Source organism: Stenotrophomonas sp. SAU14A_NAIMI4_5 (assembly GCF_003086795.1).
Taxonomy (GTDB): Bacteria; Pseudomonadota; Gammaproteobacteria; order Xanthomonadales; family Xanthomonadaceae; genus Stenotrophomonas.
The window spans coordinates 2272782-2287147 of record NZ_CP026003.1 but is presented as its reverse complement, the minus strand read 5'-3'; the positions used below and the strand labels follow the sequence as shown (position 1 = coordinate 2287147).

Sequence of the window (14366 nt, the reverse complement as noted above, 5' to 3'; positions counted from 1 at the left end):
GGCCCGCAACCATCCGGGCATCAACGGCGCCCAGTGCGTGTCGCAACTGGGCCAATGTTGCGACCATTTCCCGAGCAGGCACGGCCGGACGCGCCGCCCACCATTGCGCATCGTTATGCGAAATTGGTTGCCCAGCACTCCGGCCTGTCCTTCATCGAGCAGCCGCATGACAGCACCCTCGCCGCCATCGCAGCCGTCTGCGCGCGGCAGGCCGACCTGGTGCTGGTGCAAGGCGCGGTCACTGACCTTCCTTTGCCCTGCACTAGTCTCATCCAGTCCCGCCCGTTTCACGGTGGCGACACCGTACTGGCCGGCCCGCTGGGCACTCCCCTGCCCCATGACGCCAGCGGATTGAGCGGCCTCAAGCTTGCTGCGGTGGAAGGTGACCCCTATCCCGCCTGGCTGGCCGCGCGCCATCCGCAGGCGCAGGTTCTTGCTGCGCCCAACATGCATGCGGCACTGGCGCTGGTCGATGCCGGCACGGCAGATGCAGCCATCGGGCTGGAGGCCAGCCTGCGCCCGGTGTTCCGGCGCGACTTCCACAAACGCCTGCGCGTGCAGCCCCTGCGCGGCCACTTCCCGCACGAACTGCACCTGCTGGCACGCCACAGCGACCAGCAGCTGATCGACCGCATTGAAGATGCGCTGGCACGGATCAGTATCGATGAGCACGCCGCGCTGCTGCAGCACTGGGCCCGGCAGACACTGGCGGACCGATGGCACCATGCCACCATCCGGACTCCGCGCTGGGTGCTGCCGGTCATCTCCATGGCGCTGCTGGCCTTGTTCGTTTCGCTCGCCGTATCCCGGCGCCGGCGCGGGCGCCTGCAGGCGCAGCAGCGTGAGCGCAACCACGCCTCAGGCATGGTCAATCACGAAGTACGCAATGCGGCGCAGGCCATGGTGACGGCGGTCGATCTGCTCAAGCAGAGCGCCTTGCCGGCCGGTGCGCATGAACTCGCGTCCATCGCCGCCAATGCCGGGCAGACCCTGCGCAGACTGCTCAACCGCGCCCTGGATTTCTCCCGGCTGGCGGACGGCAGCTTCCGGCCGCGGCCCCGGCCATGCGCGCCGGCTGCGCTATGCGCGCAGGCCGTGCAGGCCGCGACGCCGCAGGCCCAGCAGCGAGGCCTGCGGCTGCAACTGCATGCGGACGAAGCCCTGCCGCCGGTGCTGGTCGATCCCGACTGCCTGCGCCAGATCCTGGACAACCTGCTGGGCAACGCACTCAAGTTCACCGACGTGGGCGGCGTGGATCTGCGCGTGGAGCTGGACGCCGCACTGCACCCTGCCCGGCTGCAGATCGAGGTGGTCGACAGTGGCATCGGCATTGCGCCCGCACAGATGGCCGAGCTGTTCGCGCCGTATTGGCAGGCAGACGGCGGCAATGAGCGCGGCGGCAGCGGGCTGGGCCTGTCGATTTGCCGTCAGCTGGCGCAGGCCATGGGCGGCACCCTGGATGCACACAGCGTCCATGGTCGCGGCAGCCGCTTCATCCTGCGCGTGCCGGTGCGGGTGCTGGATGAGGAAGCGATTGCGCAGGAGGCGCAGGATACGCCGATGCCACTCAGCGGCTTGCAGGTGCTGCTGGTCGACGATCACGTACTCAATCGCCGGGTCATTGCCGCACAGCTTCAGCAGCTCGGCGCGGACGTGCGCGAGGCCGATGGCCCCGCCGCGGCGCTTGCCCAGCAGGCCGCCTCACCCGCGTCGGTCGTCCTGCTCGACATAGAACTGGACGCGATGGATGGCTATGCGCTCGCCACGCAGTTGCGCGCGCAGGAGCGCGACCAGGCGAATCGGGCATGGCTGCTCGCGCTATCAGCGCACAGCGGTGATGAGCACCTGCAGCGCTGTCAGCGTGCGGGTTTCGATGATGTGCTGGTCAAGCCGCTGCAGATCGAACGACTGCTGGAGGCACTGGACCTGGGCGGCACAGATTCGCCGCCCGCAACCGACCTGTCGGCGCAGCTGCTCGCGGATTACGAGCAGGACATCCGCGCAGAAATGGCGCTGCTACAGAAAGCCGTGGACGCGCGGGATGCACCGGCGCTGCGCCATCATGCCCACCGCCTGCAGGGCGTCCTGCAGATGCGCGGCGTCGCGGCCATGCAGGACGTGTCGGGTGAACTGTGGGGCGTGGGCAACGCCGCTGCCCCGGACTGGCCCGAAGCGCAGCGGCTGCTGCGGGTGTTGCGTGTCTGGCGCGGCGATCTTCCCGCCGCGCCAGAGCCCTGACTCAGGCTGCGTTGCGCTCAGCCTGGCGACGGGTCAGGTCGTTGAAGCGACCCAGCGACATCAGGTGCTGGTGGATCAGCGCCAGCCAGCCGCTGCGGTGCCATTCAACCACGGTGGCGTCCGGCAGCGCGACGAACTTCTCCACGTCCACCACGAAGAAGCCATTGAGGTTGAACTCACGGCCATCGGGCAGGCGGATGGTGGCGTTGCGCTCGACCAGCAGGTTGTTTTCCAGCAGCGCCTTGGAGAAGGCCTGGGTCTGTTCGTGCTCGCGGGTGAACTGGCCGCAGAATTCCAGCGCCTGCTGCACCATGTCGGTGGCCTTGCCATCGACGAACAGCGGCTGGCCTTCTTCGCCGCCACGCACGATGCGCGGGCTCTCTTCGTCGATGCCCAGCAGGAAGTCATTGTCCTTGCCGGTATCGATGAAGATGAAGGGGTGGCGACGCAGGTAGGCCGGGATGTAGGTCTCATCCGCCCACAGGCCATCGGTGATGAACAGATTTTCGGTGGTGATGCCGACGGCCGCCATCGGCACGGCGGTCGGGCCGGCGAACAGAATCGGGAAATGGTGCAGCGCCAGCGAGAATTCGCCGAGCACCAGCGGGATCGAGTTGCTGCCTGCAGCGAACTCCAGCTTGCCCGGCAGGATGCGCACATCGGCATGCACGTCGGCCTGCAGCGGCACCGGACGGGTGTAGAACAGGGGTGCGCCGCTCTGTGCAGCTTCGGTGGTGGTGTCGCTGGTGGTGGTCATCGTCAAAGCCATGTCGAACATGCACGCCTGCCATCCCGGGCGCGCCAGCGGGAACAACCTGAACCCCGCATTATCAACAAGCCGGGTGACAAGAGCCACCCCGACGCGGATTTATTTCAGCTGCAGCGGGTAGCGTTGCCACAGCACGTGGACCAGGAAGCCGGCCAGTTCGGTGTCGCGGGCACTGACGGCCGCGCGGATCTTGTCGAGCAGCACCATGTCGCTGCACGAGCGCACATCGGCGTGGTTGGCCTGCCCTGCCCTGCGCGCACGATAGCGCGCAGCCCGCTGCGCATCGCTCATTGCGTACCCGAACTTGGGCGGCCGACCGCGTTTGCGCGGCAGGGTCAGCTCCAGGGTTCCGGGGTCGTTGTCATCACGCATGGCGGGTGCGATCGGCGGCAAATCAACAGGGGGTGCGCAATTTATCGTGAGGCATCACTTTAATCCAGCTTTTTCTGCAGTTTTGTTGCATTGCAGCGGAAGCCGGCGCGCATCAAGCCGCCGGCACATTGTAGATCCATGCCATGCATGGATGCGCATGACACCCGCAAAACATGTGCGCACAAAAAAAGGGGAGCCCGCGAACGGGCTCCCCCTGCCTTGCATCACGCAGCGCGCACCGGCTCGTAACCGTGCAGATGCGCTTCACTGCTGGCACGCCCCTGGCTGAGCGAGCGCAGTGAAGTGGTGTAACCCACCAGGTTGGCCAGCGGTGCAAAACCGCTGACTTCGGCGCGACCTTCCTGGTCGTCGATGCGCGCGATGCGGCCGTGGCGACGGTTGAGGTCGCCCACCACATCACCCACCGAGGCCGACGGCGAATGCACCGTCACTGCCATCACCGGCTCCAGCAGCTGCGTACCACCTGCGGCCAGCGCGGCCTTGATCGCCTCGCCGCCGGCGCGGTGGAAGGCCATCTCCGAGGAGTCCTTGGCATGGGTTTCCCCATCGACCAGGCTGATCTCGATGCCCACCACCGGATGCCCCTGCGGCCCGGACGTCAGCGCCGCACGCACACCCTTTTCCACCGCAGCGATGAAGCCGCGCGGGACCACGCCACCGACGATGCGGTCGTTGAACACGACCTGGTCGTCCTCGCGCGGCACCACGTCAAGCACCACATGGGCGAACTGGCCCTGGCCGCCGTTCTGCTTGGAGACCCGGCCAACCACGCCGGACACCGCGCGCAACGGCGTTTCCTGGTAGGCCACGCGCGGCGCGCCAACGCCGACATCGACCTTCCACTCGCTGCGCAGGCGCTCGACCATCACCTCCAGGTGCAGCTCACCCATGCCCCAGACCAGGGTTTCACCACTGTCGCGCTCGGTTTCCACCTTGAACGACGGGTCTTCCTGGGCCAGGCTGGCCAAGCCCTGCGCCATGCGGATGAGGTCGGCCGCGCGTGCCGGCTCCAGCCGCCAGGCCAGCACCGGCGCCTGCGACTGGATGCTCTCCAGGCGCAACGGCTGCCCTCGCCCGCTCAGCGTTTCACCGCTGACGGCATCCTTCCAACCCAGCACCGCGACGATGTCGCCGGCCACGGCCTGCTCGATGTCGTGGGTCTGGTCGGCCTGCACGCGCACCAGCCGGCTGACGCGGCGCCCTTGCGGGTGCTGCGAACTGGCAATGGCATCGCCCACCTTCAAGGTGCCCGAGTACAACCGCACGAAGCTCAGCGCGCCGTGCTGCTGGTGGGTGATCTTGAACAGCAGGCCCGCCAGCGGACCGTCCGGATCCGGCGGCAGCGACACTTCGCCGTGTTCCGCTTCGGCAGTAACGGCCGGGCGATCCAGTGGCGACGGCAGGTAATCGACCACCGCATCCAGCAGCGTTTCGATGCCCTTGTCCTTGAAGGCCGCGCCCGCCAGTACCGGCACGCCCGCACCGGCCAGCGTGGCCCGGCGGATCGCTGCGCGCAGCATCGCCGCATCGATCGCCGCACCTTCCAGCCACGCCGTGGCCAGCACGTCGTCATGGTCGGCCACGGCCTCGATCAGCGCCTGCCGCTGCGCCTGCCACTGCACGCGCTCGTCCTCGCCCCAGGGGGTGATGGACGCCGCAGCGCCGTCCTGCCAACGCAGCACGCGCTCGTCGACCAGGTCGACCCAGCCATGGAAGTCGCTCTCGCTGCCCAGCGGCACACCCAGCGCCCAAGGCCGCGCCTGCAGCTTGTCCTGCAGCTGCTCCAGCACGCGCTCGAACGATGCGCCGACGCGGTCCATCTTGTTGACGAAGGCAATGAGCGGCACGCGATGCCGGCGCGCCTGGCGCCACACGGTTTCCGACTGCGGCTGCACGCCATCGACGGCCGAGAAGACGGCCACGGCACCGTCGAGCACGCGCAGCGAGCGCTCGACTTCAATGGCGAAGTCGATGTGGCCGGGGGTGTCGATCAGGGTCAGCCGATGCGGCGGCAGGTCGCGCGGCGCCCACTGCGCCTGCACGGCGGCCGCGCCGATGGTGATGCCGCGTTCGCGCTCGATCGCCGAGAAATCGGTGGTCGCATTGCCGTCGTGCACTTCGCCGACGCGATGGATCTCACCGCTTTTCCACAGCAGGCGTTCGGTCAGCGTGGTTTTGCCGGCGTCGATGTGGGCAATGATGCCGAGGTTGCGACGACGGGAAAGGACGTGGGTGTTCATGAGATAGGTTCCTGCAAAGCCAACTTCAGGGGCCGCGCACCCCGGTTGGCGACAGGGCGCGCGGCTAGCGTTCGGTCTCGGCGATCTGGTGCATGGCACGTTCTCCTTGCGGTACTGAAAAAGGCGACCGGGTAGAGTCGACCGTTGGTCGACTGCTGGAACAATCAGTCGACCAACGGTCGACTCTACAAAATCTCAAACAAAAAGAGCGCCCCGAAGGGCGCTCTGTGGATGGTCCATCGATGGCCGGATCAACGGCCCCGTGGCACTCCAGGCAGACACGCCCGTTCCGCGCTTGCGCGGGTCAGGGTGAAAAACTTCAGGAGCGGCATCCGGTTCATGGGGCGCATTCTAGACCTGTGATTCCCGCGCGCAAGTGGCTATTGCACGCATGGGTGGAACGATGAGGCTTGATGGGCAAGGACGGGGTCGGATCCCTTGGCAAAGCCAAGGGCTCTGACCCCTCCAACGAGCCTCACTCGCAGCCGTTGATCCGGCGCGCCTCAGCCACGGTCGCGGCATGGTCACCGGTCACCGACACCCAGTCCTTCAACGGGTACTGAGGATCGACCTCGCCACGCTTGGGCGAGTCGTACAGGGTGATCTCGGTCCAGCTACCTACCGCACCCAGCTCAGCCAAACGTGCAGCCTGGTCCTCATCGCTGCTGAAGGTAGCGCCTGGCTTGGACGGCTTCGCAGTGTTCACCGTTGCGGTCTTCAGAGCGCGTACCCGCAGCGCGCCACCCGGCATGCGCTGGCTGATCACATCGTAGCGTTCAGTGCCGTAGGCCCACGAGCGCTCGGCATGGCGACGCACTTCACTGCCATCGTCAGCCACTTCAACCGAACCATCTGCCAGCCCGACAATGGCAGCGATGCCGCCGTAGCCGGCCATCATGGCCTCGTAGCCGACCATCTGGCGCTTCTCCAGCGGCAACTCGCTGGCCGCAGGCTTCATGCCCGGCAGCTTGAGATACGCCGACTTCTTGCAGAGCAGCAGTACGCGCTGATCGCCCCAGGCCATCATCATCGCGCCACCGCTGAAGTAGTGCGTGGTGAACAGATCAGGCGCGGCGCCTGCGCGGCTTGCATGCCGCGTTTCGATCGACGTGGCCTGGTCGGCCGTCTTCTCGATCGACACCGTTTGGGTGGAGGCGGCATGCGCGGCGCACGCTGTTGCAGCCAACGAAACCAGCAGTGCGGCGCGGGGGAAATGATGCTTCATGAGGGTCAGTCCGTTGAGAAAAACGAACCGCCAATAATACGTCGCGATGCAACACGACGCTTTACCGCATCAGGTCACCACCACCAGCGGCACCCCGCGCCGAGGATGCTGCAGCACCACCACATCCTGCTGGTACACGCGCTGCAGGTTCGCTTCGGTCAGCACCTGTGCAGGCGTGCCGTCGGCCGCCACCCTGCCCTGTTCCAGCAGCACGATGCGATCGGCATAACCGGCTGCAAGATTCAGATCATGCAGCACCACGATCACACAGGCGCCCGCTTCGGCACACGCGCGCACGCTGCGCAGCGTGCGTTCCTGGTGGCGAAGATCCAGCGCGGCGGTCGGCTCATCCAACAGCAGCAGCGGCGTGTCCTGCGCCAGCACGCGCGCAAACGTGGTGCGTGCCGATTCACCGCCGGACAACTGTTGTACTTCGCGCAGGCGCAGCGCCTGCAGCTCGGCGGCGTCGATGGCAGCTTCCACCCGCGCATCATCCACCGCGGGATCCGGCGGATGCGGCAGCCGCCCCATCGCCACCACTTCTTCAACGCTGAAGGCGAAGCGCACGCCATGTTCCTGCGGCATCACTGCGCGTTCGCGTGCCAACGGGCCGGACTTGTAGCTGCGCAGCGGCGCGCCATGCAGCTGCACTTCGCCAACGTCAGGCCGCAGATCGCCGGCCGCCACCGCCAGCAGGGTCGATTTGCCGGCACCGTTCGGGCCCACCAGCGCGGTCACCGTGCCCGGCGCGAACGCCAGGTTGATGCCATGCAGGATCTCGCGTTGCTGGCGGCGCACCACCACATCGCGCAACTGCAGGAAGTCGCTCATGGCGTGTCCTTGCGGCGCTGCTGCAGCACCAGCCACAGGAAGAACGGCGCGCCCAGCGCGGCCGAGAACAGGCCCAGCGGGATCTCTGCCGGTGGATCCAGCGTACGCGCGGCGGTATCGGCAATGACGATCAACAGCGCACCCAGCACGCCCGACACCGGCAGCAGCCAGCGATGGCCCGGGCCGACCAGCAGCCGCGCCACGTGCGGCACCACCAGGCCGACGAAACTGATCGAGCCGGCAAACGCCACCGCCGCACCCACCAGCAATGCACTGAAGGCCACCAGCATCCGCCGCGTCCGCGCGACATCCAGGCCCAGGTGCTGTGCCTGGCGCTCACCCAGCGCCAGCATGTCCAGCGGCGTGGCCAAACGCAGCAACGCGAACACGCCAATGGCGAACAGCGGCACCACGGCAGCGACGTCCGCCCAGTTGGCCTGCGCCAACGAGCCCATCTGCCAGAACACCAGCGACTGAAGCTGGCTCTCGCTGGCGATGTAGGTGAGGAAGCCGATCAGCGCCGAGCAGAACGCCGCCATCGCTATGCCCACCAGCAGCAAGGTCGCATTGCCGCTGCCCTTCCCCGGGCGCGCCAATGCGTAGGTCAGGCCGATGGCCAGTGCGCCACCGCCAAATGCAGCCACCGGCACCAGCCAGCCCGCTGCGCCTGCCGCCCCCAGGACGATCGCCGCCACGGCGCCCAGCGCCGCGCCCTGGCTGACGCCGACGATGCCGGGGTCGGCCAGCGGATTGCCGAACAATCCCTGCAGGCTCGCACCGGCCATCGCCAACGCCGCCCCCACCATGGCCCCCAGCAGGGCGCGCGGAATGCGCAGCTGCCACACCACGGCGAGGTCGCGGCGGCTGACCGCCTGCGGATCGACCAGGCCCAGCTTCACCCCCAGGGCCTGCAGAACGTCCAATGGCGGCAGGCGCAGCGGCCCCATCGCGAATGACGCCAGCACCGCGCCCACCAGGGCCAGCAGTGCCACCAACAGCATCACCCGCCCGCGACGGCGGCGCCGATCAGCCGGACTCATGCCGGCGGCAGCGCCGCCAGAGCCTTGGCCAAGGCCAGAGCGCCCGCGCCGGTGCCGACGCTGGTGTACTTCAGCTGCACATCGGGCATCACCCAGACCCGGTTGGCCGCGCCAGCCGGCGTCTGCTTCAGGGTCGGGTAGGCCTTCCACAGGCCGTCGGCGCCCCCGAACTGCTGCAGGTCGTGCTCGGTCACCAGGATGACCTCCGGCGCTGCGGCGATCACGCCTTCATTGCTCAGCTGCGAGTAGTTCTTGACCCCTGCCTCGCTGCCGATGTTGACGCCGCCCGCCAGGGCGATCATCTCGGCCGACGCACTGTCTGCGCCGGCCACGGTCGGGGCGCCACCGCCACCGGTGGCCGACACGTGGATCACGCGCGGCGCATGCGCCAGGCCCTTGCCCAGTGCCGCCGCCTCATCCAGCTGACGCTGCACCTGCGTGGCCAGCGTCTGCCCGGCATCTGCCAGGCCGACGGCGGCCGCCACCTTGCGCACCTTGTCCGGCGCCGGCTGCAGGTCATCGATCACCACGGCCGATTCGCCCACCTCGCGCAGCTTGCCAGCCAGCACGGTGTGGCGGCGCAGGCTGTTGCCGAGGAACAGCGAGCCATGCAGGCTCACTACACCCTCGACGCCGGTGGTGCGGTTGAACAGGAACTGGTGCGGCGCGGCCTGGCCGGCCTGCGTGGTGGTGTTGGTCGGCGCGGCAAACACCTGCTTGCCCAGGCCGAGCGCCTCCAGCACGGCAATCACATCGTCACCGCCGGCGATGATGCGACTGGTGTCGGTCACTTCGGCGTCGGCGCCGTCGTCAGAACGCACCTTGGCCGGCAGCACCGGCACCTGGCCGGTCAGGGCCGGCAGATCGGTGCCCGCCACGCGCTGCCAACCGGCCGGCAGTTCGGTGGCCGCCGTGGCGCCTTCTGCGGCAGGCGCAGCGGCGTCGTTGGCCGCAGGCGGCGCAGACGTGCCGCCACAGGCGGCCAGTGCCAGCGAAACGGCCAGCGGAAGCGCACACAGGCGCAGGCGGGAAGCGATGTTCATGCGGAATCTCCTTGCTGGCCGGGCGAAGGCACTACCCTCGCCCGGCACGTGGGTTACGGCTGACGCAGGGTGATGCGGGTGATGCGGTCGCCCTTGGCGTCTTCGGCGCCGCGCGACTTGTTCACCGCGAACACGCTGCCCTTGCCATCGGCGCGCACATGGTTGGGGAAGGTGCCACCATCGAGGTTGCCGACCACCTTGCCATCGCGATCAACGACGGTGACGGTACCGGCGCCGCGGTTGGTGACATAGGCCAGCCCGCTCTTGTCATCGAAGGCGACGTTCAGCGCACCAGCACCGACCGGCACATCGTGCACGACCTTGCCGCTGGCGACGTCGACGATCAGCAGGTTGTCGGTGCCCTGCGAGGCCACGTACAGGCGGTTCTGCTGCGCATCGAAGGCCACGCCCGAGGCGCTGATCGAGTTGCCCAGGTCGATGACCTTGTCGACTTCACCGGTGGCGACGTCGATCACCGCAGCTTCGGGCGTGCCGATGCTGACGGTGAACAGCTTGCCGGCCTTTTCGTCCAGCACCAGGCTCATCGGGGTGAACTTGCCTTCGTCGACGCCCGACTCCAGGGTGATCGACGGCAGTTCCTTCAGCGTCTTCGCATCGAACACCGACAGGTGGTCTTCGCCGGTGGCCGAGGCAAACACCTTGCCGTGCGTTCCATCCACCACGACGTCGCGCGCATGCGGCACGGTGTCGACCGGGAACTGGTGGACCAGCGACAGATCCTTCTGGCGATAGACCGCGATCGAGTTCTGGCGGGTGTTGGTCACCCAGACATTGCCGTTGGTGTCATCGACGCCCACGCCATAGACCGCGTACACCGCGCCATTGGTGGTGCCGGCGACCTGCGCCGGGGTGATCGCCTTGGTCACCTTCAGGGTCTTCGGGTCCAGCTTCAGCAGCTGCGACTGGGTGACCGGCGGACGGCCGACCGACGAGGTGACGAACACCGCGTTGCTGGCAGCGCTGTAGGCCGACTGGTACAGACCCGGCACCAGCTTGTTGGACTGGGTGGCGAACTGCTGCTGGCCCGACAGCGGCAGCTGCGGCGAGACGCGCAGCTTCAGCACGGTGGCCGCCGAAGGCTGGCTGGCGCGGACGACCACCGGATGCGTGCCCGGCACGGCATCGGCGGGGATCGCCAGCTGGGTCTTGAAGTTGCCATCGGCGTCGACTACCAGCGGCTGCGCGTTGAGCACGCTGTCACCGCGCACCAGGCTGACCTGCTGGCCCGGCACGAAGCCGCGGCCGAAGACCTCGGCCGTGCTGCCGGGGACGACGTTCTCGCCGCGCGAGATCACGGTGCCCTTGAACGTGGCGCTGGCGGGCTGGTCGAACACCGGCTGCGCGGTGGCGGTGACTGCCAGCAGCAGGCCGGCGGCCAGGGAGGTCAGGCGGAGGGACGGACGAAACGACATGAAAGGCTCCTTGCACACGTAGGCCGCGCCTCGTGGCGCGGGATTCATCGGTTGCCTGGGCCGCTGCACATCGGCAGTCACGCTTGGGTAGTGGGGTCGCACGGCCACGCCGTGCGGGGATTCATTCGGCAGCGTTGGCGGACGGCGGCGCCTTGCCGTCATCCACGCTGCGGTCAGTCACACCGTAAAGCTCATGCAGGGCCGCGTGGAACGACGCGGGCAGCATCGGGCCGTGGCCGAGGCCGGGGAATTCGCGGTACTGCACGCTCAGGCCGGGCACCTTGGCCAGGCGCGTGGACAGCTGCATGGCGGCATCCGGGGTGGCACCCCCAATGCGGCGCAGATGCGCGACCACGCGCGGGTTGCTCATGTCACGCTTGCCGCGGTCGCCAACACGCTCGGCACCGCCCAGCATCAACCAGACCTTGGCAGGCTGGCCATGCACGTTCTGCAGGAACTGCTGTTCCGGGTCGCCCAGCGCGGCGCCCTGGCTCCACCACAGCGACGGGCTGGCCGACAGATAGGCCTGGAACGCGGCGGGTCGGGTGTACAGCGCATTGAGCACGAACAGGCCGCCCAGCGAGTGACCCCACAGCGACTGCTGGTGGGTGTCGATGTTGGCGCGGCGCTCCACTTCGGGCTTGATGCGGCGCTCGATCAGGTCGAGAAAGACGTCGGCACCACCGCCGACGGCCTGGGTGGTACCGCCCTCGTCATCGGCGCGGTCGATCCAGGCGGTGTAATCCAGGGTGCGGGCCGGCGAGTCGATGCGCAGCTCGTTGTCGTAGCCGATCAGCACCAGCACCGGCGGCGCCTTGGTGGCGGCCAGTTCGGCCAGCAGCGGCTGGTCCAGCACCATGGCGACGGCGTTGCCATCCAGTGCGTACAGCACCGGCGACGGGGTCTTGGAGGCCTTCGCCGGGATCGCCACGTTCACCCGCCAGCGGCGCTGCTGATCAGGGCTGTCGATCACGAAACGTTCGAAGCGATAGCTGGACGCCGGCTCGTCGAGCACGGTGCGGCCCATCAGCTGCTGCGGATTGCGCTGTTGCGCATGGGCGTAGGGCGTGGCCATCAGGACCCCCATCATCAGGGCGGCCAGGCAGCCGAAGGAGCGTGCGGAAAACATCATGGGTGACGGATGCGGCGGGCACTGCCGCCTCTTCATCAAGGGACCGCAGTCTACCTTAAACGCGAATGATTATCACATCGATCACACGTCACGCTGTGTATCGCGCGCGCGACCCTGGGGCCGCGCGCCGGTGGCGGCGCCGGGCATTGCCCGGCAACCACGCCACGCAGGAACTCAGCCGAATTCCGGCGGCACCGGGCCGTACTGGTTTGCTTCCGGTGTGCCCGGCAGCAGGGTGAACACGAAGATCACCAGGCCGCCAAACGGGATGAGGGCCAGCAGGTACAGCCAGCCCGATTGGTTGCAGTCATGCAGGCGGCGCACGGTGACGGCGATGACCGGCAGCAGGGTGGCCAGCCAGAACAGGACAAACAGGATGATCGACGCGATGCCCAGGCCATCGGACTGCATCACCAGCGCGGTGATCATCGGCACCATCAGCACCACCGAGACGATCAGCATGAACAGCTGGAACATCCAGTATTCGCGACGATTGGCACGGCCCTCAAACTGGGCGTAACGCTTCAACGGCAGGATGAGCTGGTCCATGGCAGGAAAGTCCTTGGGAAAAGAAGGCGCGCAGTGTGCCAAAAGCCGGCAGGCGCGACAAACCCCCGATCAACGCCCCTTCGCCGCCCTCGCCGCCTCGCGCTCTGCGCGCAGCCGGTCCAGCTTTTCCTTCAACTTGATCTCCAGCCCGCGCGGCACCGGGTTGTAGTAGACCCGCTCGCCCATTGCGTCCGGGAAACCCGTCTGGTCCAGCGCGATACCGCCTTCGGCATCATGGTCGTACTGGTACTCGGCACCGTAGCCGAGCTCCTTCATCAGCTTGGTCGGGGCGTTGCGCAGGTGCAGCGGCACTTCTGCGGTACCGCTTTCGCGCACGTCGGCCTTGGCCTGGTTGAAGGCCGCGTAGCCGGCGTTCGACTTGGCGGTACTGGCCAGATACAGCACCAGCTGCGCGAAGGCGAGCTCGCCCTCCGGGCTGCCCAGGCGCTCGTAGATATCCCACGCTTCCAGCGCCATGCTCTGCGCGCGCGGGTCGGCCAGGCCGATGTCCTCGATGGCCATGCGGGTCAGCCGGCGCGCCAGATAGGACGGATCGCAGCCACCATCGAGCATGCGGGTCAGCCAGTACAGCGCGGCATCCGGATTGGAACTGCGCACGGATTTGTGCAGCGCCGAGATCTGGTCGTAGAACTGCTCGCCGCCCTTGTCGAAGCGGCGGGTGCGGTCAGCCAGCACCTGGGTCAGGGTCTGCGGAGTGATGCGACCACCCTCCCCGCCCGCCAGCTCGGCGGCGATTTCCAGCAGGGTGAGCGCTCGGCGCACGTCGCCGTCGGCAGCCGTGGCGATTTCCAGCAGCAGCTCGGGCGCCACTTCGATGCGCTCTTCGCCAAGGCCGCGCTCGCGATCACCCAGCGCACGCTCCAGCGCCTCGACGATGTCGGTGGGCGAGACGCCTTCCAGCACGTGCACGCGGCAGCGCGACAGCAGCGCCGAGTTCAGCTCGAACGACGGGTTCTCCGTGGTGGCACCGACGAACAGGATGGTGCCGCGCTCGATATGCGGCAGGAACGCATCCTGCTGCGCCTTGTTGAAGCGATGCACTTCGTCCACGAACAACACGGTGCGTCGGCCTTCAGCGAATCGCTGCGCCGCCTCGGCCAGCACCTGGCGCACTTCCGGCAGGCCGGACAGCACGGCGGAGATGGCGCGGAATTCGGCGTCGGAGTATTCGGCCAGCAGCAGCGCCAGCGTGGTCTTGCCGCAGCCCGGCGGACCCCACAGGATCATCGAGTGCACGCGGCCGGATTCGACCGCACGGCGCAGCGCGCTCTCAGGCGCCAGCAGGCGCTTCTGCCCGACCATTTCGTCGAGGGTGCGCGGGCGCATGCGCTCGGCCAGCGGGCGCAGATGATCCCGATCGACGCTCAGCAGATCGGGGCCGGGGAATGAAGTGGAACGATGTCTTGGCACCGGATCATTGTACCGCGCCACCCGTTGGTAGCGCCGGGCCAT

At 67.8% G+C, this 14366-nt stretch carries 12 protein-coding genes; 1 reads left to right on the top strand and 11 read right to left on the bottom strand.

The window, feature by feature from the left end; translation table 11 throughout:
- The first annotated feature begins 54 nt into the window (after positions 1-54).
- Complete coding sequence (locus tag C1925_RS10715) at positions 55-2238, top strand: ATP-binding protein (protein WP_254051422.1); 2184 nt, start codon at positions 55-57, stop codon at positions 2236-2238.
- A gap of 1 nt (position 2239) precedes the next feature.
- On the opposite strand, the gene C1925_RS10710 is transcribed toward C1925_RS10715, so the two are convergent.
- The 11 genes from C1925_RS10710 to C1925_RS10660 form a co-directional block, all read right to left on the bottom strand.
- Entirely contained in the window at positions 2240-2995 is a 756-nt protein-coding gene (locus C1925_RS10710) for a SapC family protein (protein WP_108770681.1), read from the bottom strand.
- 111 nt (positions 2996-3106) lie between these two features.
- Positions 3107-3379 (bottom strand): hypothetical protein, encoded by a 273-nt coding sequence (locus C1925_RS10705; protein WP_079221882.1) that lies wholly within the window; start codon positions 3377-3379, stop codon positions 3107-3109.
- A gap of 224 nt (positions 3380-3603) precedes the next feature.
- Positions 3604-5640, bottom strand: a complete 2037-nt coding sequence (gene fusA / locus C1925_RS10700) for an elongation factor G (protein ID WP_108768848.1) — start codon at positions 5638-5640, stop codon at positions 3604-3606.
- Between the two features lie 475 nt (positions 5641-6115).
- A complete protein-coding gene (locus tag C1925_RS10695) occupies positions 6116-6865 on the bottom strand; it encodes a hypothetical protein (RefSeq protein ID WP_108768847.1) in 750 nt (249 codons plus the stop codon).
- A gap of 69 nt (positions 6866-6934) precedes the next feature.
- Positions 6935-7696 carry a heme ABC transporter ATP-binding protein gene (locus C1925_RS10690; RefSeq protein ID WP_108768846.1) on the bottom strand — a complete coding sequence of 254 codons (762 nt, stop codon included), beginning with the start codon at positions 7694-7696 and terminating at the stop codon, positions 6935-6937.
- Positions 7693-8736, bottom strand: coding sequence for an iron ABC transporter permease (locus C1925_RS10685; protein ID WP_108768845.1), 1044 nt, complete (start codon positions 8734-8736; stop codon positions 7693-7695). Before C1925_RS10685 ends, C1925_RS10690 begins: the two co-directional genes overlap by 4 nt.
- The gene (locus C1925_RS10680; RefSeq protein WP_108768844.1) at positions 8733-9779 is read right to left on the bottom strand and encodes an ABC transporter substrate-binding protein; all 1047 of its coding nucleotides are present in this window, start codon (positions 9777-9779) and stop codon (positions 8733-8735) included. The genes C1925_RS10685 and C1925_RS10680 overlap by 4 nt, the downstream gene beginning before the upstream one ends.
- A gap of 53 nt (positions 9780-9832) precedes the next feature.
- Positions 9833-11212 (bottom strand): YncE family protein, encoded by a 1380-nt coding sequence (locus C1925_RS10675; RefSeq protein WP_108768843.1) that lies wholly within the window; start codon positions 11210-11212, stop codon positions 9833-9835.
- Positions 11213-11333: 121 nt separating this feature from the next.
- Complete coding sequence (locus C1925_RS10670) at positions 11334-12341, bottom strand: alpha/beta hydrolase-fold protein (protein WP_325167174.1); 1008 nt, start codon at positions 12339-12341, stop codon at positions 11334-11336.
- Between the two features lie 177 nt (positions 12342-12518).
- Positions 12519-12893: a DUF805 domain-containing protein gene (locus C1925_RS10665; protein ID WP_108768841.1), complete on the bottom strand. Its 375-nt coding sequence runs from the start codon at positions 12891-12893 to the stop codon at positions 12519-12521.
- A 69-nt stretch (positions 12894-12962) separates the two neighbouring features.
- Positions 12963-14240 carry a replication-associated recombination protein A gene (locus C1925_RS10660; protein WP_254051421.1) on the bottom strand — a complete coding sequence of 426 codons (1278 nt, stop codon included), beginning with the start codon at positions 14238-14240 and terminating at the stop codon, positions 12963-12965.
- Between the last annotated feature and the right edge of the window lie 126 nt (positions 14241-14366).